Source organism: Ekhidna sp. (assembly GCF_963691765.1).
Lineage (GTDB): Bacteria > Bacteroidota > Bacteroidia > Cytophagales > Cyclobacteriaceae > Ekhidna.
The window spans coordinates 3,377,977-3,403,162 of sequence record NZ_OY829375.1 but is presented as its reverse complement, the minus strand read 5'-3'; the positions used below and the strand labels follow the sequence as shown (position 1 = coordinate 3,403,162).

Annotated in this window: 24 protein-coding genes; 14 read left to right on the top strand and 10 right to left on the bottom strand. The window is 38.4% G+C overall.

Features of this window, described 5'->3' with window-relative positions; all coding sequences use genetic code 11:
• Positions 1-5: 5 nt before the first annotated feature.
• The 4 genes from ACY650_RS15300 (at position 6) to ACY650_RS15285 (ending at position 3,442) form a co-directional block, all read left to right on the top strand.
• Complete coding sequence (locus ACY650_RS15300) at positions 6-974, top strand: vWA domain-containing protein (protein ID WP_462248616.1); 969 nt, start codon at positions 6-8, stop codon at positions 972-974.
• Entirely contained in the window at positions 971-1,627 is a 657-nt protein-coding gene (locus tag ACY650_RS15295) for a hypothetical protein (RefSeq protein WP_462248614.1), read from the top strand. The genes ACY650_RS15300 and ACY650_RS15295 overlap by 4 nt, the downstream gene beginning before the upstream one ends.
• Positions 1,628-1,632: 5 nt before the next feature.
• Positions 1,633-2,142 carry a hypothetical protein gene (locus tag ACY650_RS15290; protein WP_462248612.1) on the top strand — a complete coding sequence of 170 codons (510 nt, stop codon included), beginning with the start codon at positions 1,633-1,635 and terminating at the stop codon, positions 2,140-2,142.
• 121 nt (positions 2,143-2,263) lie between these two features.
• Positions 2,264-3,442: an acetyl-CoA C-acyltransferase gene (locus ACY650_RS15285; RefSeq protein WP_462248610.1), complete on the top strand. Its 1,179-nt coding sequence runs from the start codon at positions 2,264-2,266 to the stop codon at positions 3,440-3,442.
• 46 nt (positions 3,443-3,488) lie between these two features.
• Here ACY650_RS15285 and ACY650_RS15280 read toward each other — a convergent pair whose 3' ends face one another.
• The gene (locus ACY650_RS15280) at positions 3,489-4,331 is read right to left on the bottom strand and encodes a prephenate dehydrogenase (protein WP_462248608.1); all 843 of its coding nucleotides are present in this window, start codon (positions 4,329-4,331) and stop codon (positions 3,489-3,491) included.
• A gap of 86 nt (positions 4,332-4,417) precedes the next feature.
• Between ACY650_RS15280 and ACY650_RS15275 the strand changes: the two genes are divergently transcribed.
• Genes ACY650_RS15275 through ACY650_RS15265 form a run of 3 tightly spaced genes read left to right on the top strand, consistent with a single transcriptional unit; the run spans position 4,418 to position 7,136 of the window.
• Positions 4,418-5,716, top strand: a complete 1,299-nt coding sequence (locus ACY650_RS15275) for a toxin-antitoxin system YwqK family antitoxin (RefSeq protein ID WP_462248606.1) — start codon at positions 4,418-4,420, stop codon at positions 5,714-5,716.
• A 29-nt stretch (positions 5,717-5,745) separates the two neighbouring features.
• The gene (locus ACY650_RS15270) at positions 5,746-6,885 is read left to right on the top strand and encodes a M23 family metallopeptidase (RefSeq protein ID WP_462248604.1); all 1,140 of its coding nucleotides are present in this window, start codon (positions 5,746-5,748) and stop codon (positions 6,883-6,885) included.
• 23 nt (positions 6,886-6,908) lie between these two features.
• Positions 6,909-7,136 carry a potassium channel family protein gene (locus tag ACY650_RS15265; RefSeq protein ID WP_462248602.1) on the top strand — a complete coding sequence of 76 codons (228 nt, stop codon included), beginning with the start codon at positions 6,909-6,911 and terminating at the stop codon, positions 7,134-7,136.
• Positions 7,137-7,234: 98 nt separating this feature from the next.
• Here ACY650_RS15265 and ACY650_RS15260 read toward each other — a convergent pair whose 3' ends face one another.
• Positions 7,235-8,401, bottom strand: a complete 1,167-nt coding sequence (locus ACY650_RS15260; RefSeq protein WP_462248600.1) for a PQQ-dependent sugar dehydrogenase — start codon at positions 8,399-8,401, stop codon at positions 7,235-7,237.
• Between the two features lie 149 nt (positions 8,402-8,550).
• Here ACY650_RS15260 and ACY650_RS15255 point away from each other — a divergent pair, with 149 nt between their 5' ends.
• The 3 genes from ACY650_RS15255 to ACY650_RS15245 are packed head-to-tail and all read left to right on the top strand — an operon-like array spanning position 8,551 to position 12,941.
• On the top strand, positions 8,551-10,548 hold the full coding sequence (locus ACY650_RS15255; RefSeq protein ID WP_462248598.1) for a sensor histidine kinase: 1,998 nt from the start codon (positions 8,551-8,553) through the stop codon (positions 10,546-10,548).
• 49 nt (positions 10,549-10,597) lie between these two features.
• Complete coding sequence (locus ACY650_RS15250) at positions 10,598-12,472, top strand: ABC-F family ATP-binding cassette domain-containing protein (protein ID WP_462248596.1); 1,875 nt, start codon at positions 10,598-10,600, stop codon at positions 12,470-12,472.
• A 10-nt stretch (positions 12,473-12,482) separates the two neighbouring features.
• The gene (locus tag ACY650_RS15245; protein ID WP_462248594.1) at positions 12,483-12,941 is read left to right on the top strand and encodes a hypothetical protein; all 459 of its coding nucleotides are present in this window, start codon (positions 12,483-12,485) and stop codon (positions 12,939-12,941) included.
• 1 nt (position 12,942) lies between these two features.
• Here the strand turns inward: ACY650_RS15245 and ACY650_RS15240 are convergent, their stop codons facing one another.
• Positions 12,943-13,608 carry a DUF6090 family protein gene (locus ACY650_RS15240; protein ID WP_462248592.1) on the bottom strand — a complete coding sequence of 222 codons (666 nt, stop codon included), beginning with the start codon at positions 13,606-13,608 and terminating at the stop codon, positions 12,943-12,945.
• 123 nt (positions 13,609-13,731) lie between these two features.
• Between ACY650_RS15240 and ACY650_RS15235 the strand changes: the two genes are divergently transcribed.
• Positions 13,732-14,556 (top strand): M48 family metallopeptidase, encoded by an 825-nt coding sequence (locus ACY650_RS15235; RefSeq protein WP_462248590.1) that lies wholly within the window; start codon positions 13,732-13,734, stop codon positions 14,554-14,556.
• Positions 14,557-14,576: 20 nt separating this feature from the next.
• On the opposite strand, the gene ACY650_RS15230 is transcribed toward ACY650_RS15235, so the two are convergent.
• Positions 14,577-15,695, bottom strand: a complete 1,119-nt coding sequence (locus tag ACY650_RS15230; RefSeq protein WP_462248588.1) for an amidohydrolase family protein — start codon at positions 15,693-15,695, stop codon at positions 14,577-14,579.
• A gap of 109 nt (positions 15,696-15,804) precedes the next feature.
• Between ACY650_RS15230 and ACY650_RS15225 the strand changes: the two genes are divergently transcribed.
• Together ACY650_RS15225 and ACY650_RS15220 are read left to right on the top strand one after the other, a co-directional pair.
• Complete coding sequence (locus ACY650_RS15225; RefSeq protein ID WP_462248586.1) at positions 15,805-16,287, top strand: deoxycytidylate deaminase; 483 nt, start codon at positions 15,805-15,807, stop codon at positions 16,285-16,287.
• 56 nt (positions 16,288-16,343) lie between these two features.
• A complete protein-coding gene (locus ACY650_RS15220) occupies positions 16,344-17,366 on the top strand; it encodes an alkaline phosphatase D family protein (protein WP_462248584.1) in 1,023 nt (340 codons plus the stop codon).
• 50 nt (positions 17,367-17,416) lie between these two features.
• Here ACY650_RS15220 and ACY650_RS15215 read toward each other — a convergent pair whose 3' ends face one another.
• From ACY650_RS15215 to ACY650_RS15205, 3 genes are all read right to left on the bottom strand, one after another.
• Positions 17,417-17,785 (bottom strand): cupredoxin domain-containing protein, encoded by a 369-nt coding sequence (locus tag ACY650_RS15215; protein ID WP_462248582.1) that lies wholly within the window; start codon positions 17,783-17,785, stop codon positions 17,417-17,419.
• Positions 17,786-17,815: 30 nt separating this feature from the next.
• Positions 17,816-18,364 carry a carboxymuconolactone decarboxylase family protein gene (locus ACY650_RS15210; RefSeq protein WP_462248580.1) on the bottom strand — a complete coding sequence of 183 codons (549 nt, stop codon included), beginning with the start codon at positions 18,362-18,364 and terminating at the stop codon, positions 17,816-17,818.
• Positions 18,365-18,465: 101 nt separating this feature from the next.
• On the bottom strand, positions 18,466-19,326 hold the full coding sequence (locus ACY650_RS15205) for an AraC family transcriptional regulator (RefSeq protein WP_462248579.1): 861 nt from the start codon (positions 19,324-19,326) through the stop codon (positions 18,466-18,468).
• A 206-nt stretch (positions 19,327-19,532) separates the two neighbouring features.
• On the opposite strand from ACY650_RS15205, the gene ACY650_RS15200 reads away from it, so the two are divergent.
• A complete protein-coding gene (locus ACY650_RS15200; RefSeq protein ID WP_462248577.1) occupies positions 19,533-21,980 on the top strand; it encodes a S9 family peptidase in 2,448 nt (815 codons plus the stop codon).
• A gap of 51 nt (positions 21,981-22,031) precedes the next feature.
• On the opposite strand, the gene ACY650_RS15195 is transcribed toward ACY650_RS15200, so the two are convergent.
• From ACY650_RS15195 to ACY650_RS15185, 3 genes are all read right to left on the bottom strand, one after another.
• Positions 22,032-23,183, bottom strand: coding sequence for a DUF819 family protein (locus ACY650_RS15195; RefSeq protein ID WP_462248576.1), 1,152 nt, complete (start codon positions 23,181-23,183; stop codon positions 22,032-22,034).
• Positions 23,184-23,256: 73 nt separating this feature from the next.
• Positions 23,257-24,273, bottom strand: a complete 1,017-nt coding sequence (gene murB / locus ACY650_RS15190; protein WP_462248574.1) for a UDP-N-acetylmuramate dehydrogenase — start codon at positions 24,271-24,273, stop codon at positions 23,257-23,259.
• A gap of 40 nt (positions 24,274-24,313) precedes the next feature.
• On the bottom strand, positions 24,314-25,156 hold the full coding sequence (locus ACY650_RS15185; protein ID WP_462248573.1) for an alpha/beta hydrolase family protein: 843 nt from the start codon (positions 25,154-25,156) through the stop codon (positions 24,314-24,316).
• Positions 25,157-25,186 lie beyond the last annotated feature (30 nt).

The window sequence follows — 25,186 nt, the reverse complement described above, 5'->3', positions numbered from 1 at the left end:
CATGCATGAAATGGGTCAATACAATAGGCACTTTTGAGATAATAATAGCAGGAGCTTTCCTCCTTCTCTACATAGCCTATGTTTGGCGAGTGATTGTTACTACACGAAGACTGGATCTTCCAGCCGTCAGAGTTGTAATAAAGACCGTGTTGCGAACAGTCTATTTCGGACTTATTGTTACAGCTTTATTAGGTCCAAGTTTTGGAGATGCGTCCAGAGAAGTTAAAACTGTAGGTAAGGACATTTTTATATGCATCGATCTAAGTCAGTCTATGAATGCGGTGGATGTTCAACCCTCAAGATTGGCCAAAGTCAAATTTGAATTAAGAAATATCGTTGAAGCGTTTAATTCAGATCGCATTGGACTAATTATGTTTAGCAGCGAGGCATACATGCAGTGTCCGCTTACTTACGATAACAATGCCCTGAACCTTTTCATCCAGACGCTAAATACAGATATGGTCCCAAACTACGGTACGGATTTTGGACCACCTCTTGAGATGGCAACTGAAAAGTTAATTGTTGATGACACGGTGATCACTCAATCAAAATCAAAAATCACCATACTTATAAGTGATGGCGAAGATTTTGGAGAGAATACGGATGAAATCGCAGAAGAGCTTGAATCTGAAGGAATAACTTTATTTACACTGGGCGTTGGCACAAAGCAAGGAAGTAAAATTCCAACGAGAAACGGATTTAAAACGGATAGGAGCGGAAATGATGTTATTTCTCAGCTCAATTCAAGGTCACTGGAGGATCTGGCAGAAAATACCGGCGGAGAATATTTTGAGATCAATGAATCCAGAAACGACGTATCACGTTTGATTAGTGCCATCAATCGAGTAGAGGGAGAAATGAGAGATTCAAAGCAAGTAGATGCAACCCAAAACAGGTATTACTACTTTCTAGGTCTCGCATTATTTTTGATGGTTATAGATGTATTGTTCAGCGTTAAACTGATTAAACTATGAGAACATTCCTGGTTGTCATATTAGCACTTCTAATAAACGATCCTAAAGAGATTGCAAAAATCAATGCGCTAAAAAAAGAAGCAGAAACTGCTTTTTTAGCCAAAGATTATGAGCTAGCAATTTCCAAGTACACTCTTTTAAGTGATTCTTTAGGTATCGAAGATCCAGCTGTGAAGTTAAACCTTGCCCATGCTCATTATCATTTAGGTGATACCGCGGGAGCTGTTATAAACTACGGAAAACTTTCGAATTCAGAGAATAAAGAACTTAAGTCCATAGCAATGCAACAAATGGGAATAATCAGTAAAGAGGCTGGAAAATTGGAAGAATCCCTACAACTACTCAAGTCCTCCATAAAAGCAGATAATAATAATAATGATGCAAGATATAATTATGAGGTAGTAAAAAAATTACTGGAAAATCAAAGACAACAAGACAACCAAGATCAACAAAATCAAGATGGAGATTCTGAAAATGAAGAAGATATTATTCCATCTGAATATGCTAAAGCAATGAAAAAGCGAGCGGATGAACTTAGATATCAGGGAAAATTCAAAGATGCTTATGATACTATGATTGAAGCATATTCTAATGATAGAACCGTAAAAGCTTATGAGAAATATATCGAGAAATTAAAAAAGATTATATCGTGAGGAACATGAGACTTCTAATCGTAATTTTATTAGTAACGCCATTACTGACGTCAGCCCAAAGACCTGTTGATTACTTTAATAAAGCTGCTAATCAATATATCGATGGATCCAAGGAAAAAGCACTGTCAACATTAGATGATGGACTAATTAAACATCCCAACGATCCAAATCTAGAGAGGCTGAAAGAAGCTTTACTTTCTGAAGAAGAACAAGAACAGGACAAAGAAAACAATCAGTCCAATAGTCAAGGAGAGCAGGACGATAAAAAGCAAGACGATCAGGAGCAGCAAGAACAAGAGCAGAACCAAGAACAACAAAATCAAGATCAAGAAAACCAGGAAGACCAAGAAAAGTCTCAAGAACAAATGACCCAAGAAAAGCTCGAAGAGATGGGTATCAGCGAAGAAAAGGCCAGGCAGCTTTTAGAGGCAATGAGACAGAGTGAGATTAAGTACTTGCAACATCAAAGAAGAAAACCGACCAAGAGGCCACCTAGCGGTAAGCCAGACTGGTAAAATTGATTTCTTTCGAACATTATCTTTTCACACATGATTTTACGATCTTTGCGTCCCGAAATGAACCTTCGGGACTTTTTTTTGATTATATCACAAAACCCATTAAACCCATTTTAATAACATGCAAGAAGTTTACATAGCATCAGCAGTTCGCACCCCAATTGGAAGTTTTGGTGGAAAGCTAGCAGGATTTTCAGCCACCCAACTAGGCACAATCGCAATCAAAGGAGCTTTAGAAAAATCTGGTGTATCCGCAGATCAGGTAAATGAAGTCTACATGGGAAATGTGCTTTCAGCCAATCTTGGTCAGGCACCTGCAAGACAAGCTGCAATTGGTGCTGGTATAGGTCACAACGTTCCGTGCACAACAGTTAATAAAGTTTGCTCATCAGGAATGAAATCTGTGATGCTGGGGGCACAGTCAATGATGCTAGGAATAAATGACGTTGTAGTAGCAGGTGGAATGGAAAGTATGTCAAATGTTCCATTTTATGTTCCAAAAGCTCGATTTGGATATAAGTATGGACATGGACAACTAATCGATGGTCTAATGCATGATGGTCTTTGGGAGGCATACAATGAATTCCCAATGGGAAGTTGTGCAGACAACACTGCGAAAGAAATGAATATCTCACGAGAGTCTCAAGATGAATTTGCTATTAACTCTTACAAAAAGGTAGCTGCATCTACAGAAGCTGGTGATTTTAAAGATGAAATTGTTCCGGTTGAAATACCTCAAAGAAAAGGGGATCCAATCGTGATGGATGAGGACGAAGAGTTTAGAAATGTAAACTATGACAAGATTCCGGCACTAAGACCAGTATTCAACAAAGATGGTTCAGTTACTGCAGCAAATGCATCTACTATCAATGACGGTGCTTCTGCGATTGTGTTGGTAAGTAAAGAGAAAGCAGAAGAATTAGGTCTTACTGTGTTAGCAAAAATCAAAGGTTTTGCGGATGCAGCCCAAGATCCGATGTGGTTTACGACAGCTCCATCATTAGCTGTACCTAAAGCGCTGGCACATGCAGGCGTAGAGAAATCAGACGTTGATTTCTGGGAAGTGAATGAAGCATTTTCTGCTGTAGCACTTGCAAATCAACAAGAGTTAGGACTTGACGCAGATAAGTTAAATGTATTTGGTGGTGCTGTAGCAATGGGACACCCGCTAGGTGCGTCTGGTGCAAGAATCATCACAACACTATGTAACGTAATGAATAAAAAAGGTGGCAAAATTGGTGCAGCAGGAATCTGCAACGGTGGAGGTGGTGCCTCTGCAATTGTTATCGAAAAGGTTTAAACGCCTTTCTTAGAATCTCAATTAAGCCTGGCAATGCCAGGCTTTTTTATTTTAGAATCTTACGTATTCTTCTCCCCTCTTCCAGGTAATCAAAAATATCTGACTCTGACTCTGACTTTATCATATTCTCCAGCTTACCAAGTTCTTCTTTATAAGCTTCAATACCTTTGAGAACCATCTCTTTGTTTTCAATAAAAATTGTACTCCACATAGATGGCGAACTTTTAGCTAGCCGAACAGTAGATTCAAATCCAGATCCAGCAAGGTCTAATATTACTTCTCCATTTTTTTCCTTATCAAGTACGGTTTGACTTAAAACATATGAAGTCACGTGACTTAAATGCGAGATATATGCCAAGTGTCTATCATGTTCCGAAGCACTCATTTTAGTAAGGTAAAACCCAGCCTTAACAGCTAAATCTTCGAAAGAACGAAGCAATTCAGCATCTGATTTTTCTGTATCGCAAAGGATTAAGTTCTTGCCTTTAAACAATCCACTTAATGCTGCCTCGGGCCCAGAGTGTTCCGTACCAGCAATTGGGTGAGCAGCTATAAATTGACTTCTATTTCTATGACCAGTTACCGCATCGCAAATCGATTTTTTGGTTGAGCCAAAATCTACTATTAGTTGATTAGGATTCAATTGATCTAAGATCGTTGGAAGAATCATTTTGATTCCTTTAACCGGGATGGCGAGAATAATTACATCCGACCAATTAATTGCATCATCTATTGAATCAAAAACCTCATCTATAATCCCAAGCTCTTCTGCTTTTAGCATAGCCGCCTGATTTTTATCAAACCCTCCAAAGCGAAGGCTTTTTTCTTTTTTTAATGATAAAGTGAATGACCCCCCAATTAATCCAACACCAACGATTAGTATATTCATTTTCTAATTTTTCATGTATCCTAAGACGAAATTACCGCCGTGTATTTACTTTGTACTAAATAAATCTTAGAATCGTTACTATGATTATGAGAATCACTTTACTAACCATCCTGCTGTTTCAGCTTTTAGAAAGCTATTCCCAACAACAAATAAAGACCTACTACGATCAAGGTCAGCTTAAAGAAGAGTATCAAATACTTAACAACGACAGCGCCATGGTTGATGGAGAATACAAGATGTATGATCTTGTCGGAAACGTGATTGTCAAAGGTGATTTCGAATCAGGGCTAAAAGAAGGCATCTTCTTTAATTATTATCCCGATGGAAGTGTTCAGCGCCAAACAGTTTACAGGAAAAATCTAAAAGAAGGGCTTACTCAAGTTTTTACTGCTTCTGGCAAAGTGATTCAAGAGTCTACGTTCCACAATGACACTTTGGTGGGCAATGTCCGATTGTATGATGAAAATGGAAACCTAAAGGGATCGACATCTTTTGAAAAAGGAAAACCAAACGGCCCTGTTCTTTCCTATTACTCGAATGGAGATGTAAAAGAAGAAGTTAACTATAAAGATGGAAAGCCAAATGGATTAACCAGGCAGTTTTATGAGAATGGAAAAACGAAGTTGGAAGCCAATTATCAATCAGGTCTATTAAATGGCATGTATAAAACCTATTATCCATCAGGTAATCTTGAAATGGAGGTGGAAAACCAACAAGGTGACAGATCCGGATCCGTAAAAACGTATTATGATAATGGGCAACTCCGATCTAAAGGCAATTATGCTAACGGAGCTCTTCAAGGTGATTTTCTTGCCTATTTCGATAATGGCGATACTAAAAGTGAATACAAATACAAAGATGGATACCGCGTAGGGAAAAGTGTAGATTATCATAAAAACGGTGAACCGAGACTTGTGTCACTGTTTACCAATGGGGGTCAAAATGCCTCAATAAAAGAATATACTGATAAAGGACAGCGTATTTCGGAGAAAGAACTAGAGAATGAACAACCTCATGGCACATGGAAATCGTGGGATGAAAAAGGAAACCCCATTGACATTAAGAGGTTCGAAAAAGGAAAATTGCACGGCATCCAGGTGACATACCTCAAAGGGAAGATTAGCACTGAAACAGAATACCGATTTGGAAATAAATATGGTCCATTTAAAGAATACTATCCATCTGGCGATGTAAAGGTTGATGCAAACTACGAACTCAACAAACTACAAGGAGCATATACAGCTTATCATAAAAATGGCCAGATTGAATATACAGGTATGTATGTTAGAAATAAACGCCATGGTGTTTGGAAGTACTTTGATAAAAAAGGAATTCCAACAGAAGAGATTACCTACAAATACGGCGAGCAATTAGAAAATAACTAACACCTCGGTTTATTTTCCGTAAATGAGGTATGTCATCAAAATTATTCGCCTCCATCCTGGGTGCAATTTTACTTTTAGGATGTTCTCAAGAAGAAATTATTCCGGATAGGTTTTATCCTAGAAATGATCATGAAGCCTACTGGTATTCACTTAAGCAAGCTAACCTTCTGAATTCAGCTTTAGGCAAAGATTGGATGGATGCCTCAGAACGTCCTTTCAATGAACAAATCAGGGTTAACCTTCCATATCAAGAAGCCTTCGAAATATCAGATTTAAAACCTGATGCACTAGGATATCGATTTGACGTAAAAAGAGGACAGAAGATTTTGGTAAACATCGACTTAATCACCGATGACTCAACGCGTGTTTTTGTAGATTTATTTAGAGTAGAAAATGACTCATTAAATAAGTTTAGACATGTCGCATCGGCCGACAGTCTTCTGGATCTGGCATTTTCCCCAAGAAAAGACGCTTCCTACTTATTGAGATTACAACCTGAACTTTTACGAGGAGGTCAATATTCCATTACCATAGAGAATGTGCCAACTTTAGCTTTTCCCGTTGCTGGAAAGAATAAGCGAGCCATACAAAGCTTTTTTGGTGATCCCAGGGATGGCGGTCGCCGAGACCATCATGGTGTAGATATTTTCGCAAAGCGACATACACCAATTATTGCTCCGGTCGCAGCAGATGTGAGATTTGTAGGTACCAGAGGGATTGGTGGCAAAGTAGTTTGGCTCCATGACAGAAAAACTGGAAACCACTTATACTTCGCTCACCTTCAGGATCAAAATGTAAAAAGATATCAAAAAGTAAGTCCTGGCGATACAATAGGAACAGTTGGCAATACGGGAAACGCCAGATACACTCCTCCTCATTTACATTTTGGAATCTACAATAACGGACCAATTGATCCTTACTCATTTATAGTAGAAGAGTATCAGCGCCCAGAAAAATTGCAGCCTGATACTGCACTGCTTGGTAAGGAGTTTCGTTTAGCGCATGAACTCTTATTGAAGAATGAGATGAAAAGATCGGCCGGTATTTCCGACACCCTTTCAATTGGTAGTACCTTGAAAATTGCAGCCGTAAATCACAACTATGTTCGCATTATCGATGCCAATGGTAATAAAGGATTTCTTACCAAAAGAGAAGTAAGAAAACTCTGAAGTAGAATCAGTAATTTCATTGCATGATTTTCTTTCGAACCATAAAAGCATTTCTTGAAGATAAAGAATATCGAGACCTACTTTTGACCAGCGTATTTATCCTAATAATCGGAACATTCACTTATCATGAACTTGAAGGATGGAGTTACCTGGATGCTTTCTACTTCTCTTTTATCACGCTCACAACTATTGGTTTTGGAGATTTTGCGCCGCAAACTGATGCAGGTAAGATCTTCACATATACATCATAGCAGGTGTAGGCATCATCCTAACCTTCATAAACACGCTTTATCTTCACTACAATGAAAGTCGCAAGAAGCGTAAGAAAAATAAAGATGATTAAGAACTACTATTCAGAATAAGTAATTCTAAATATCGTCCCTGCCAAATCATCTGAAACCAACATTGAGCCATCATTGGCAAACACTATATCTACAGGTCTTGCCCAAGCAGTATTGGTTTCTTTATTTAAAAACCCTTCAGCAAAATCCTCATAGGCAACACCAACACCATCTTGCTCTGTCACCATGGTAATCTTGTGGCCGGTGTGGCCAACATCTGCATCTCTATTCCAAGACCCATGCTCAGCAATGAATATCTTATTCTTATACTCAGCTGGAAATGCAGTGCTCGTGCAAAACTTCAACCCAAGTGGGGCTACATGCGGACCGAGATTTTGTGCAGGTTTTACAAAGTCTGAGCAAGGAAACTTGTGACCAAATTCAGGATCCTTGATTTCACCAGCATGGCAATATGGATATCCAAAATGTTGACCTTGGTCTGAAGCACGATTTAACTCACATGATGGGCTTTCATTACCCAACCAATCTCTTCCATTGTCTGTAAACCATAGCTCGCCTGTTTCAGGATGCCAAGTAAATCCAACCGTATTTCTAACCCCATGCACGTAGACTTCTCTGTCGGATCCATCAGGATTCATTCGTGTAATACTCGCATAAAGCTCATTTTTACTTTCACAAATATTGCACGGTGCACCAACAGGCACATAGAGCTTACCATCAGGACCAAAAGCGATATACTTCCATCCATGATGGCCATCGGTAGGATAGTCATCATAAATCTTAACAGGTTCTGGTGGATTCGAAAGGTTAGCTTCTATATCATCAAATCTCCACAAACTTGAGACTTCAGCAACAAAAAGAGCCCCATCCTTCAATGCAATACCGTTAGGCATTCTCATACCTTCAGCAATAACGTATCTCTCATCCGCCTTCCAGTCTCCATCCGTGTCCTTAATTGCATACACCTTATCCCCTCCTCTATTACTAACAAACAGAGTTCCATTTTCGCTCAGCACCATTGATCGTGCATTATTCACTCGTGCGAATACATCAATTTTAAAGCCATCCGGCAATTTAATTTTATCAAGATTTAATCCTTCATAGGAAAGAAGTTCAATCTCCTCTTCAATCTCCTCAACTTCAGTATTTTCTGGAGTACTTGAAGAACAATTAACCAATAGAATCACTAGAAAAAAGGATGCAAATCGGATCATAATATTTTTTTGGTTTCAAGTTAAATGATAAGCTGGACAAATATATACGAGAAATCGATCGAAGGATTTAAAGGTTAAATAGAATAATCCATGAGTCATTAAGATGACCATAGTAAATTGAAAAGTTTAAAACCTAGTAATACTGCTTTTTGATTTTAAGATTACTTATCATCCTTCCATTTCTAATTGGAAGTTTTAAATCTGGCGCTCAAGAAAATTTAACTGTTTTTGAAGGGAAGGAAATTGCAATAAGTGGAGGTTGGAATTTAACAATGAACAAGTTCCTTTCCTATTCAGAATCGATTCAAACTCAGGACTACGTTGCCATTGATGTACCTGGAACATGGAATGAGATCTCATGGCATGGAAATAAGGTAGGTGCGTTTGGCTACGGCACCTATTTCAAATCAGTAGTAGTTTCTAAAAACGCAACATCTACGAACTTTGCTATTGAAGTACCGGAAGTAAGTATCGCATACAAAGTATACGCTAATGAAACCTTAATCGGTCAGGTAGGTGTACCCGGAGAAAATGAAACTGAAACCCGACCTAAAATTGACTATAAAGTATTCGCTTTTGAAGCAAATCCAGGAGATACCGTCACCTTAAGATTTCACATTAGCAACTTTAGCAACAAAAGCGGAGGTTTATGGTATGCCCCCAAACTGAATTACGAGAAAGAGCTATTCGAGAAAGTTGAGCTTAATGGTGCATTTAAGCTTATTGTAATCGGATGCATTCTTATAGGTGCACTATTTCAATTATCAACTTTCATAAGGAGATCGAGTGAAAGATCATCAATTTACTTCTTCTTAGTTTGTTTATCCTTGGCAATGCTTCTTCTTACAAGAGGAGACCTGCCATTTATGGACCTGTTTCCATCAGCTAGTTGGTCTGTGCTCAAGAAGACCATGTATTTATCCATAGTCATGATTGGCCCCGCCAATGCTTTGTTTTTAAGAATGAATTTCCCCAGATTCTTCCACAAACAAATCACTAATTCCATTGGGATCTTGGGAGTAGCGCTTTCATTATTCATCGTGATCGCATCACCAAGAATTACATATTCCATTATTCCATATTATCATGCCTGTAATGTCCTTATTGGTATTTATCTGTTTGTCAGCCTTGTAAGGGCAGCTATTGCTCATAAATTTGGAGCCCGATTTCTATTGGTAGGCTATCTGGCAGCATTCCTCGCTGTATTACATGATATTTTGGCAAGTAATTATGTAATTCCTGGATATTCATTCAATCTCATGCACGTGGGAATTGCGTTTTATATCCTTCAATTGATGTTCATGGTGATTGGTCGTTACTTATTTGCGCTAGAAGGAAAAGAACAATTGTCCGCCCATCTTGAAAAAGTGAATAAGGAACTCGAAGAAATAGTTGATAGAAGAACCAAAGCCTTGAAAGACAAGAATGAGATCATTGAATTAAAAAATGCTGAACTTAAAAGCGCTTTGGAAGAAAAAGATCACTTAATGGCTGTGGTAGCTCATGACCTCAAAGCGCCATTATCAAGCATCCAAGGCATCAGCAATCTTATGAAATCGGACCTTAAAGGACAAACCGCAGAATTCAATGAGATGATTCATAAGGTGACAGTAGATGGACGAGAGATGATTGAAAATCTGACTGACCTGAAGGTGTATGAACGAGAAGATTTTGAATTAAGTAAATCCTCCATTAGCCTATCAGATTTTTACGACCAAAAGAAGATCTGCTATCAAGAATTAGCTGAAAAGAAAAACATTTCCTTTACTCCATTGCTGGATATGGAGAAGAAAGAAATATTGACTGACCCAAATGTACTTGGCAGAATAACAGACAATCTACTTTCCAATGCATTGAAATTCACACCGAAAGGTGGTACTGTGGATTTCAAACTTTCTAATAAAAATGAAATTTTGGTTCTTACTGTTGCGGACAACGGACAAGGATTCAATGAAAAGGATAAAACAAAGGCCTTCCAAAAATTCCAGCGATTATCAACTAGACCTACTGATGGGGAAAGTTCAGCAGGACTTGGACTTTCTATTGTAAAAACATTGGTAGACAAATTAGGTGGCATAATAGATCTTCAAAGTGAAAAAGGTGAAGGAGCTACTTTCACAGTTTCAATTCCATTGGCTAAAAAATAGTTTTTGCATTCGCAGATTTTAAAAAGAGTAATGCCGCTACTTTTGCGCCATGATTGATATCACGAATCTATCCTACTTCTTAGGAGATCGACCTCTGTATGACGAGGCGTCTTTATTCATTGGACCAAAAGATAAAATAGGTCTAATTGGCCTCAATGGTACTGGTAAGTCTACACTACTAAAGATGATGGTTGGTGATGTACAGCCATCTGGCGGGAAAATCTCCATGAGCAAAGACACTACCATTGGATTCTTGAATCAGGACTTGCTATCATTTCAAACGCAAGACTCTATTTTGACTGTGGCTATGACTGCCTTCGCCTCCACCATGGCTATCCAAAAAGAGATAGATAAGGTGATAAAGGAAATGGAGGAAAACTACCGCGATGAGCTGGTTGATAAATTAGCCAAACTCCAGGAAAGGTTTGAAGCACAAGAAGGTTACACCCTTCAATCCAAAGCGGAAGAAATTTTAGAGGGTATCGGATTTAAAACTGCCGACCTTTCACGACCACTAAGTGAATTTTCTGGTGGATGGAGAATGAGAGTGATGTTGGCAAAATTGCTTCTCGAAAAGCCCAGCTTGCTGATGCTAGATGAGCCTACTAACCACTTAGACCTTCCTTCTATTCAATGGATTGAGAATTACCTTCAATCGTATGAAGGAGCTTACATCATAGTTTCACATGATAGAGAATTTCTCAATCGCTCCGTCAATAAAATAGTGGAAGTAACACAAGCGGACCTCCATGTATATTCAGGAAACTACGACTTTTATGAAGAAGAAAAGTCTTTGAGAAATGAGCTTCAACAAAATGCGTATGAAAACCAGCAAAAGAAAATACGAGAAGCCGAAAGGTTCATAGAAAGATTTAAAGCTAAAGCGACAAAGGCCAGTCAAGCACAATCTAAAATGAAGATGCTTGAAAAAATGGAGCGTGTGGAAGAAGTTGTTGATGAAAACATGAAAGTCAACTTCAGGTTTAACTTCAAAACTAAATCCGGTAGGCATGTTAAAAGATTGGAAGACATATCCAAGTCCTATGGAGACCTAAACATTCTTGATAATTCCTCAATTGGTATTGAACGAGGAGATAAGATCGCATTGATTGGAGCAAATGGAAAAGGGAAATCCACTTTGCTTCGAATAGTAGCTGGAACAGAACCACACGAAGGAAAAGTGCAAACAGGTCATAATGTGATAAACTCCTTTTATGCCCAGCATCAGCTAGAATCACTCTCCGTACAGAACGACCTATTAGAAGAATTGAAGCAAGCAGGAACCGGTAAGACAGAACAAGAACTTCGAAGTGTATTGGGTTGCTTCCTCTTTTCCAATGATGAGGTTTTCAAAAAAATCAAAGTGCTTTCTGGAGGTGAGAAATCTAGAGTTGCCTTAGCAAAAACACTTATATCGGAAGCCAATTTCCTATTATTAGATGAGCCGACTAACCACTTGGATATGATGTCGGTAAGCATACTTGTTCAAGCTCTTCAGCAGTATGAAGGCACATTACTATTGGTTTCTCACGACCGACATTTTATCACACAAGTAGCCAATAAAATTTGGTGGATTGAAGGTCAGGAAATAAAGGAATATCCGGGTACCTATCAAGAATTCTCTTGGTGGTGGGAGAAAAACAATAAAGGAGAAAAATCATCTGATAAAGAGGTTAATCCATCCAAGAAAAAGGAAAATACCAAAGTTCGAAATAATGCAGATGAGCAAAAAGCAGCTAAAGAACTCAAAAATGTTGAGGTTAAGATTGAAGAGATTGAAAACAGCATAAAATCCCTTGAGGAGCAACTTGCTGATCCCAAAATCTATGAGAATGCAGAAGAATACGAAAAAGTAAATTCAAGGTATAAAGAAGAGCAAACGGAGTTGCAAAAACTCATGGAGAAGTGGGAAGAATTAGCGTAACAAGTTATCAATGAAAACACTACATCTTAAGCAGCCACAAAATCTGAAAGCAATCAATATTCTACTTGCTGTCTTGTTTGTAAGTCAAGGAATATTGAATTTATCTGACATCAATAACACTTTTGATTTAGTCCTAGGAATCCTTCAAATTTTATTAGGAATATTCTACATTTTTTTAGCCCAATCATTTGTTAAGCCGAACTCCACATTTGCTCCAAGAATCTCTTTGAGCGAAGATGCTATCACGCTCAAGAAAGGATTTTTTCAGGGTGCCATGAATTTCAAAATCGAAGACATCAAACTCATTCAATTTAAGCCTGAAAATCTTACAGTGATGACTAAGGAATTCGACTTCTCGTACTCCATCAATTATGAAGCTTTGAATAAACAGGAAATAATTGAAGAAGTAGAGCTATTTGCTCGAGAACGCAACATACCAATCGAATATATTTCATATCGACATGTTTGATCTACATTGTCTCAATGTATTCTTCAAGCTGCTTTTTCACACTTTCAGCCCTAGAATTGACCTCATCATAAAAATTATCCTTCGCGATAAATACATACCTGTAGCCGAAGATCATGTTTCTAAATTCATTCTTGAAAAGGAAGTCAGGATTAATTGACTGACCTGAATTGAATTTGATATTCTTCATATAATACGGCTTAATGAAATCCCGTAAGTGTTGATTGATCGAGGCATCATATTCACCGGTGGCCCGATAATATTGCTCATATAAATCAACTATTTCATTTCTAATTTCAAAAGACCCAATTAAGTCCATTTTACCTGAAGCTTTCAATGTCTCGTAAGTAGTTCGCTGAGGTGTAAATGGAGGATTGTATTGAATTGCGAACATATAATTCATCAACGCTGTGTCAGATTCATATGGTCTTCCGAGACTTGCATCACAAAGCTTTACTAATGCGCTAGATATCTGCTCATTTCTAAATCCTAACGTATCTAAGTATTGAATATCTGCTTCCAAGTCTGAAACCAGACTCTCCAAATATTTTCTTTCTTGCTTCCGATTATTATCAGTTTCCTTATAACTCTCCAGATAAAAGGCAATGCTTATACCAAGAATGACGACAAGTAGGTTGGCAATATGATCTAGCCAATTAATCTTCTTCATTCGCTAAAAATAGAATGTTTTGGAATAATGTAATTTCATTTGTTTCTCGATATATGGCAATTAAAATATCTGACGTTCTATCTTTGAAATCGTATCTGACTTTATCATTAAAATTTCAAGCTTATGCGAAAGCTAGTTTCTGTTTCTTTCATTCTGATAGCGCTTTTTCTAGTACAATGCTCCAGTGTTCCTTTGAGCGGAAGGTCACAATTAGCATTGATCGATAACAACAAAATCTTTCCAATGAGCTTTCAGCAATATGAGCAGGTAAAGCAGGAAAGTAAGATTATTAAAGGAACTGATCAAGCCAGAATGGTAAAGCGAACTGGCACAAGAATTCAGCGAGCAGTCGAACAATATTTTGCAGATCGAGGCGAAGCTAACTATCTCTCAGACTATCAATGGGAATTCAATTTGATAAAAAATGACAGCACTGTCAATGCGTGGTGTATGCCTGGCGGAAAAGTAGCATTCTACACAGGGATAATGCCTATATGTAAGGATGAATTGGGAGTTGCTGTGGTGATGGGTCATGAAATTGCTCATGCAATAGCCAATCATGGTAGAGAGCGAATCAGTCAAGGATACGCTGCTCAATTTGGATTATCTGCAGTAAGTATCCTGCTTACTGGCGGAGGTTCGGGTCCATCTGTACCATCAGAACTAATCATGCAAGGAGCGGGCGCAGCAACATCTCTAGGTATACTTGCCTTTTCTCGTAAGCATGAATCCGAAGCTGATAAGCTTGGCCTCTACTTCATGGCTATGGCAGGTTACAATCCTAAAGAAGCTCCAAAGTTTTGGGAAAGAATGGCATCCATGAGTGGCGGCGAAGCACCACCAGAATTTGTATCCACTCACCCTTCACATGATACTCGGATTTCTGACCTTAATGCGAATATGCCTAAGGCAATGGAATATTACAGAAAAAGTACTGCGGGAAACTAGATCGATCCTAAGAGTGTCATTTACTCAAAATGACTCTCATTCAATCCTGGAATAATTCTACAAGCATTTTTGTAGTAAAGCTTCTTCAGAACCTCATCTGAGAGCCCTAGTCCATACATTCTCCAAAATGCATGGTACTTCTTGTAGTAAGGAAAGTACTCATCCTCTGTTTCAAGTACTCTGAAGTAGGTATAAAATTCTTCAGGATTATACGCATCCTTTCCAAAGACCAGTCGATCTTGATATTTCTCAAAGAAGGCATTCGCTCGCTTTGGCTGTCTTCCGAATTCAGCAATCACAGCACCTATTCCAAACAACACATTTGGATACATATCAAGGTGGGCTCCTGCTTTATCCAGGTTGTTCCCCATCCATCCCATATGCGCATTTATAAAAGTGGTTTTTGGATGCTTTTTAAAGACGTTATGCTGCTCAGCTATGATTTGCTCAAAAGGGGCAGGATTATCCGCTCCCCTTTTTCTACCTGGGCGTAATTTCAATTCAAGCCACCTCTCATTGTCTGAATCCATAGGTTGCCAAAAAGGAGCTGGATCTGCAGAATGTATAAGAACTGGAATACCTAATTCTCCACATTTAGCCCATATTGGATCTATTCGTGGATCATCTACGGCAACACGATTTCCATCTAAATCCTTATAACTAAGTCCAAGGCTTTTGTATATCTTCAGTCCTTGGGCGCCAGCCTTCACATCTTCTTCTAATTCTTTAACAGCATTTTCCGTCCAACCATCTTCACCAATATTCTTAAATGACACATTGGTAAATACAATGATACGTTTTGGGGCTTCTCCTTCTACCCTTCTCACCATTCCTGCCAAATATTCTTGAGATCCAATATCTCTGGCTTCTCTGTTAAACCCTCTACCACTTAGGTTAATCATCGCACCCATATTCAAGTCATCCATCTCTTTCACAAGACTTGCAATTCGTTCTTTTGTCAAATTCCATTGATGACTATGTATATCTATAAACGGAAACTTTGCACTTGTCACAGGGTTTTCTGGGACCACTAAAGTCGACGTGGGATTGTATTCCTCAAATCCCATTTCTGGTTCAGAACTTTCCTGGGAATAAGAAATGAATGATATTAGAAGAAATACGAATGTGAATTTTCTCATTAGTTGAGGAATGTTTTGGCAAGTATACGAATCGTTGGAATATCTAGTTTATCCAATCACATTCAATTTTATTCAATTGACATTCCCAATACATTCTTAATTTCGCTATATGGATCGACCAGAGTTTGACGATATTTTCATGGAATTGGCCGTAAACTTGGCCAAACGATCCCACTGTATCAAAAGACATGTGGGCGCTGTTCTTACTAAAGACACTCGTATTATTTCCATCGGGTATAATGGTCCACCTGCTGGCACACACAATTGTGATTTAGAATGGCCTGAAGAAGGATGTCCAAGAGATTCGAAAGGAAGCTGTTCACTCGCATTACATGCGGAACAAAACGCGATTCTATATGCAGTAAAAAACAAAACCGACGTTGAGGGTGCCACCCTCTATGTGACCCTTTCGCCATGCATAGCATGTGCAAGGATCATCTACACAACGAAAATCCATAAGGTCATATATTTAAAATCATATGCTGAGTACAAAGGAATTGCATCCGATGAAGGCGTAGACTTTCTGAAAAAATTTGGAGTTGAAGTGGAGCAATATCAAGGATCACTGGATAATGTAAGCGAGTTGGTTTGACTAAACTTCAACCATTCTTAGCAGTTGCTTAATATTGGCTACGTTAGTTTGCAGATATGAATAGAATACTCACACTAATCTTATACTTTCCACTTGTTGCTTTAGCGCAGCAAGCAGATGTTACCGTTGAAAAAGAAATCAACAGAATTGCCTTTGGATCATGTAGCAAGCAAAACCAACCAGACGATCAACTTTGGAAAGAAGTCATTGACACAAATCCGAACCTTTGGATATGGCTTGGAGACAACATATATGGTGATAGTGAGGATGTAAACGTCCTAAATCAAAAGTATGATCTTCAAAAGTCTCATCCAGACTACCAATTACTTATCGAGGATACGGAGATTATTGGGATTTGGGACGACCATGATTTTGGGGTCAATGATGGAGGCAAAGAATTTCCAGCTAAAGACGATAGTAAAAAAGCACTGTTTAATTTTCTAGACATCGATCAAAATCATCCAGCACAGACAAGAAAGGGAGCATATCAATCCTATACTTACAAGGGATCTGATGGCAATGTGAAAGTGATTCTTTTGGACGTAAGGTATTTTCGAGATGAACTTAACTGGCAAAATCCAGGCACCAGAGATAAAGTTTCAATCGTAAATCCATCTGGAGATATACTAGGCGAAGATCAATGGAGCTGGTTTCAAAACCAACTCACTGACGAAAGCATAGACCTATTTATTGTCGCATCAGGAATCCAAGTTATTCCAAGTCAGCATAGATGGGAAAAGTGGGCGAATTTTCCATCGGCAAGAGAAAAACTATTTACTACACTTGAATCAGTAGATGCGCCAATAATATTACTATCTGGTGATCGACATCTCTCAGAAGTTTCTAAGATTGAGCTGGATAATTACAAGTACCCGCTATACGAGTTTACATCTAGTAGCCTAACAAGTCCATCAAGCATTGAAAAAGAGGAGAATGAGCACATGATCAAGGAAAAAATCTATGAAACTAATTTTGCCTCCTTGTCAATAAGATGGAAATCAAAAGTTCCTCAGCTAACACTTCAATACTATGGCAAAGAGGGGAAAAAGCTCCAGCAACACAAGATTAGTTATAAATAAAAAAGCCGCTCTATTGAGCGGCTCTTGATCCAAAAACACTTAACCTACTACTATTCTACTGTAATCTTGTACTGAGGAGTTGGATTCAAAGGGCAGAAGTAAACGTATTCGCCTTTCTCCAACACTACTTCTTGTGAACTTGCTTTCTCTCCATCGGCAATAGTCTTGCTTAGATAGGCAGTTTGCACATGATTCTTCTTATCAGTTTTTCCTTTTGGAGCAATTACAAATCCTAATAGATGATCTACACCGTCATTTTCAACTTCAAAAACATAAGATTTGCCAGCTTGCAGTTTCAATTCTGTTTGATCGAACTTTCCTTCAGTTTGAACTAAGTTAATTTTCTGTGGCTCTTGAGAGTATGCTAAAGTCATTAACACAGTCAACGCCAATAGATATAAAACGCTTGCTTTTTTCATTGTTCTAATTCTTTATTTCTAGTTATTTTATTAAGCTAATGCACCTTCTAATTGAGGAGCTGCCGGGAAGTCAACTTCAAACTGTCCAGCACCGTGGATGAAGTTGCTAACAATCTTGTCTCCTATTACGATATTGATATCAATCAAATTCTCCTTAGTGTAACCTGCTTCAAAAAGTCTATTTACTGACTCTGTACTTGGCTTACTCCTATTAATTGTGATGTCTCTTGTGAAGTTTGCTAAAGCATCAAGCTTGGCATCGAAAGTAGCTTCACCTGTTCTTAGCTCAAGGATCTGCTCATCAGTAAATCCATTCATTTTAGCTATAGCAGTATGAGCAGCAAGGCAGTAATCACATTCGTTAATTTGACTTACTACTAGATTGATTACTTCTCTTTCTTTCGCTTTTAAAGATGATTTTCTGTTTTGGAAAGTTAGATAGTCACCAAGAGCAGTTTCACTGTGCGCGAATGTTGCGTAAAGGTTTGGAACAAAACCTAACTTGCTGTTAAGGTTGTCGAAGATCTCTTGGTTGTTTGCTGATACTTCGTCTCTGGTTGGTACGTTGATCGTTGCCATAATTCTAATTATTTTAAATTTTAATTTTTGTTTAAAAGATTATGGTTCAAAGAACGCAGGTATGTGAGCTTAGGGTAGTGTCTATTCTTCCCTAAGACTTATCAATTTTTCCCAACTAGAGGATTTAGTTGCTCTTGCCTGTATTTCGAAGGAGCAAATTGGGTATGTTTTTTGAAAAAACGACTAAATCCAGGAATATCTTGAAACCCTATTTCATATGCGATTTCCTTCGTCGTTTTATCTGTATAAATCAGTAGTCGCTTTGCCTCTAGAAGTATTCGTTCATGAATAGTCTGAAGCGGTGACTTGTCACTGTATTTTGAAAAAAGATTTGAGATAGTCTTCGAAGACTTATGAATGAGATCTGCATAATCTTGTACTTGATGATACTTGCGGAAGTGTTGTTCAACGAGTAAGTTGAATTCTCTAACAACATCAATGTCTTTATCGGAGACATCAACTAATGCATGCTGTAATTTGTACCATCTGGTAAGCTTGACAATCAAACGTTTCAATATTATCCTCAACATCTCAGTCTTGAGGTTATCATCCTCCTCATCAAATTCATCAAGAAAAACTTGAAACAGCAATTCCAATTTAGCTTGACCATCATCAGAAAGATCAATTATTGGAAGTCCCTTTTTACCATAAAACAATAGCCCAGCACATGATACCTCATGATCATGATCGATAATGCAGTAAAAATCACGATTGAAATGCCATGCAACTATTGCTTTTGGATGTTCAAATTCAACCTTCTGATTCGCTGTAAAAACAATAATCTGCTTCTGACTGAGAACGAGCGCTTCACCATCAACAATTAACTTTTGATCCCTTCCTCTGTTCCAGACTATAGTGAGCGTACTTTGATTGTGCTCTTTCAATGCGCTTGTATAGTCAGGCTCTTCATACACAAATTGAATACTTCCATTTGTCTTTTCATCTATGTGGGTGTGAATCATAGGTTGCTCATTTATCTGTTAAACACGAATGTGTTTAAAAACATCTCAGCGGTATATTAAAATTATAATTTAAGTCTTCATTACGTCAAAAGGCAGCCAATTTTGCGAAGATGAAACAATGTTTTGCACAACTCTTACACAAACGGCAGAAAACACATAGCTATATTTTCTAACTTGAGGATCAACTATTACTAACAGCTAGGACTATGAAAAAAATCATTTTTTACACATTAATCATCCTTACTTCATTTGGCTCCTTTGCACAAGGAAGTTTAGGATATCAGGAGCCACCTAAAGAAATTAAAGATCTGGTTGATGCTCCACTTGCACCCTCTGTACGCATCGATGATAAAGGTGAGAATGTTATTCTATTGTATAGAAATGCATACAAGACAATTGCTGAACTATCAGAGGAAGAACTAAGACTGGGGGGATTAAGGATTAATCCTGTCACTAACATTGGAAGCAGAACCACATTTTACAACAACATCAAGGTTAAAAAAGCCTTTGATAAGGACGCTAGACAAGTAACAGGTCTACCAGAAAATCCGAGGTTCTCATATTTCGCTTGGTCACCTGATGAATCGATGATGGCCTTCACCCACACGACCAACACAGGTGTTGAGGTCTGGGTTTTAGATATCAATAAAGGATCAGCAAAAAAACTTACTAATGCTGGAGCAAATGCCAATCTTGGAAGACCTATGACATGGTTTGCAGATAGCAAGGCAATGCTTGTTAAGATGTTACCAAATGATCGAGAACCTTTGATAAACACACAAACAGCTGTACCGACAGGACCGACGGTTAGTGTAAGTTCAGGAGAAAAAGCCCAAAACAGAACCTATCAGGACCTTCTCAAAAATCCTGTTGACGAAAAGAATTTTGAACAGCTAGCCAGATCAGAAATATTCAAAGTTGATATAGATGGGACCACTTCAAAATGGATGGAAGCAGGCATGCATAGAGGAATGTCATTTTCACCTGATGGGAAATATGTTCTTTTAACCACTGTTAAAAGACCATTTTCATACTTAGTACCTTATTACAGGTTTGCATCACAGACAGCAATCTTTGATAGCAATGGGAAGCAAGTAAAAGTATTATTAGATAGATCTGTTGATGAGGTTAGACCTAAAGGATTTATGTCTACAACCGATCAACCAAGGAACTTTAGTTGGAGAAGTGATAAACCAGCTTCTATTATTTGGGCGTTGGCATTGGACAAAGGAGATCCTGCAATCGAAATGGAATATAGGGATGAAGTTTTTGAATTAACGGCTCCATTTGATGGGTCAGAAAGATCTGTTGTAAAAACCAAAAATCGTTTCTCCGGAATCACCTGGGGTTCGGACAATATGGCAATAGCTTATGACTATTGGTTTGACAATAGAAATACAAAAACGTATGTATTCAACCCTTCGGATAATAAACAAGAAGCTAGAATAATTTTCGATCGTAATTATCAAGATGCGTATAGCGATCCAGGGAATTTTGTTACCTCCAAAAACAAGTTAAATAGGTATGTCTTATCTGTAGATAATGGTAATGCATACTTAATGGGAGAAGGATTTACGAAAGAAGGTCAATTTCCTTTTGTAGATCAAATGAATATTGCGAGTGGTAAAACAAGTAGACTTTATCAGTCAAACTACACAGACAAAGTTGAAGATTTGGTATATGCGCTAAACATGGGCAAAGGAGAAATTCTGATTCGATTAGAATCTCCAACAGAGTATCCTAATTACTATGTTAGAAATATAAAGAAGAAGGTAGCGCTAAAACCAATTACCCAATTTGAAAATCCATTCAAAGCGATGCAAGATGTAGAGAAGCAGGTAATAACTTATAAACGGGACGACGGTGTAGAACTAACTGGAACTCTTTATTTACCTGTTGGATACGACAAGAAAAAAATGGAGAAAATGCCAATGATTATGTGGGCATACCCAGTTGAATACAAAGACAAAGCAAGCGCCGGACAAAATACAACCAATCCTAATGCATTCATTTATCCATGGTATGGATCGCCAGTCTTTTGGGTAACAAGAGGCTATGTAGTGCTAGATGATGCGGCATTCCCAATTATCGGAGAAGGAGACGAACAACCAAATGACACGTTTAGAAAACAACTTGTCGCCAACGCTAAGGCAGGAATTGATGCTGTAGACGAGATGGGATATATCGATAGAAATAGAGTTGCAGTAGGCGGTCACTCTTATGGTGCATTCATGGTTGCCAATCTTCTTAGCCACTCTAATTTGTTTGCCGCAGGAATCGCAAGAAGTGGGGCTTACAATAGAACGCTTACTCCTTTCGGCTTTCAGCGTGAAGAAAGATCTTACTGGGAAGCACCAGAAGTCTATAATACCATGTCTCCATTTATGCATGCAGATAAAATGAAAAAACCCCTTTTGCTCGTGCATGGAGAAGCCGATAACAATTCTGGAACTTACCCAATGCAAAGCGAACGATATTTTAACGCGCTTAAAGGACTCGGAGGTCCGGCAAGATTAGTAATGTTGCCAAAAGAAAGTCACGGATATCGAGCTAAAGAAAGTATTCTTCATGTATTATGGGAACAAAACCAATGGCTGGATGAGCACGTAAAAAATCGTGACTCTATGGAAACTACCGTTCAGATGGATAAGTGACGTCTCATCGCTAACCTAGACCAAGCCGGGCCTGTTGGCCCGGCTTTATTTTTAGCTTCCCAATAAAGCTGCGACAATAAAGCCCAAATATGTCCCCAACCCTGAACCTAACGATCCTGCCAGAATCGCCGGCAGAATCAAATCACTCCTCTTGAAGCTTTTTGCTAATGCCAATGCAGTACTTGCACCTCCAATGTTTGCCTGTGATGCAATTGCTACTATTGACCAATCAGCTTTAATCAAAAGAGAAACCCCGATTAAGAAGACTGAATGGATAAGAACTATTAAGGTTGTAAAAAGTAAAATGTCAAGGGCGTTTGATCCAACATCTATGAGTGCTCCAATCTCGCAGTAAGCTCCAACTACAGCTAAGAAGAGATACACAGAAAACATCCCTAGCATTTTTGCTCCAGCCAGATTCTGTATTCTTGTTGACTGTGCCAATATCAGTGCTATTGTTGTAAGTATGAGAATGGAAGGAATATTCCAACCTACAGATGACAGTGAATGTGCAACCACATCCGAAAACAAAATCGCAATAGAAAATATCCCTAACATCAAGGCTAAACCCATTGGCTCTATTTGCTCATTCTCTCTTTCCATATGTTCATCACCATTTAAACCTGAAACCACTTGAGGGTGAGGCCTAAGTTTTTGCATAAATACTGGAATAGATAAACTAACTACCATCCAAATAGCTGTGACAATATTGTCAGCAACTATAACACCTGTAAAAACAACTCCTTCCCGAAAAACGTCATAATGCAATGCAATCGCATTAAAATTGGCACTTCCCCCTGTGTAAGTCCCCGTCATCATCCCTGCGATTGCTGCAAATTGATCACCAAAGACAGCTTGATAGTCAATTGCATTCAGTGCGATAATTACACCTAGCATAGTACCAACAGATCCTAAAATAAAAGCTATCAGCATAGGCAATCCTGCCTTCCTTAATTGCTTAAGGTTTACTCCAAGCAGTAAGAAGAAAATACTAGCTGGAGCAACGTATTTGAATATTGTATCATAAACAGGACTAGAGTCAGATGCTGAAGGAATCAAGTTAAGATTCGCAACTATCGCTCCTAAAACGATCACTAACAATGAGCTGCTGATATATTTCAGAAAAGTATGTTTACACAGCCACTCGCTAGCGAAAATTAAACCAAACAATACAGTCAGAATAAAAATTGGATTCGCTGTCATTTCACTAAATTATAGGTAAACTGTAAATAGGGATTGACTATCAAGATCGGATTTAGCGATTATTAATTGGCTCTTAAATGATGTTGACTTCACGTTCAAGCTCAATTCCAAATTTGCTTTGGATAGATTTTTTTATTTCATTGGACAGCTTGAATATGTCTTTACCCCTTCCATTTCCATGATTTACAAGCACAAGAGCCTGTTCTGAATGGACACCAATTTCTCCATCCTTATAGCCTTTCCATCCTGCTTTTTCAATCAACCAACCAGCAGGAACCTTTACTGTTTCATCATCTATTGGATACACTTTGATATCTTCAAATTGAGCTTCTAAGGCTTCAAAGTGTAATTTTTCAATGATTGGATTTTTAAAAAAACTACCTGCATTTCCAATCTCAATCGGATCAGGAAGTTTAGACTGTCTAATATTTATTACAGCCTGGCTTACATTCTTTAGAGTCAACTCTCCCACCCCCATTTTCTCCAATGTATCTTTTATTGCACCATAAGAGATATTGAATGTCGGTTTTTTTGAGAGTTTGAAAAACACCTTGGTAATGACAAATTCATCACGGAGTTCACCTTTAAAAATGCTATAACGATAGTCAAATTTGCAGTCTTCTTTGAAGAAAGAAACATTCTTTCCACTCTTAATTTCGTAAGCTTCTAGTGAATGGAACACTTCCTTTAATTCTACGCCATATGCTCCGATATTTTGCATTGGGGCAGCTCCAACTGTTCCAGGAATTAGAGATAGATTTTCGACACCTCCGAATCCTCTTTCAACACACCATAGGACAAATTGATGCCAATTTTCTCCAGCACCAACAGATACCAACACCTCTTCTTCCGTTTCATTCTGGATATGCAATCCGCGAATTTCATTCTTAGCAACCACACCGGTAAATCCTCGGGTAAACAACACATTTGACCCTCCGCCTAAAATCATCTTTTTCTGGGAACGAAAACGGCCGGTTTGATAAATCTCATCGAGATCCTCTAAAGAATCCACAATTGCCAGAAAACCGGCATTTTCATCGAGACCAAAGGTGTTGTAAGGTTTTAAGGAAACGTTTGATTGTACGATCAATGCATTGCTATTTCACACGAAAGTAATTGATCGAGACATTTTAAACATGTCTTTTTAACCAAAGGTGCACATCCTGCCACATTTCCGAGTTAGATGACCGAAAGAAACCGAAATGTCCAATCGATTTTTTTCCAAAATCTTCTGGGTACCAATGTTGATGATCTTTAAAACTACTTCCGTATTGATTGTATAATCTTTCAACTGCTTTTCTAGGAGCTAAAAGCCGATCATCTGATATGCTAATGAACCGCATAGGAATATTTACCTCTTTAAAAGCCTTTGCTCGATGTTCGCTATCCTGAATTACACCATTTTTATGTTTCCCCCATGAAGCCCACTCTTCAGCTACGTATTTTGGCAAATCGTACTTTCCACCATAAGCCCAGCTGGGCAATTTTCCAGTGAGTGTTGTGGTAGCAGGTAGAATAAAATTCCATAATAAATCAACAGTCAGCTTTTGAGGACCTGACCAGTAATTGCTTGCTGCAGTTTGACTCGCAACAAAATATGCGGCCTTAACCTTTGAACTATTGGGAGCTAAAGGGAAAAGCTGTCCTGCAACACTATGTCCTACTAAAAAAACTTCATGAGAATCTTCGGCTTTTTCAACCCAATTAATTACCGATGACAAATCAACTTCGCCCCAACTTGTCATGGTAGCAGATGTATCATCCATCCTAACCTTGGATTGACCAATCCCCCTATAATCAAAAGTTACCACTTGGAAACCCTGTTCAACAAGTGAGAGCGCAAACTTTGAATAATACCCTCTTTGTGTACCAACAGCTGGTGATACAATTACAGCAGGACGTCCTACTTTTCCAAAATGAGTTGCCGTAAGGCTCTTGCCATCGGGACACTCAATAATAAAATCGTTTTGCATACTAATTCGAGTTTTTGACTGACTTAGCAC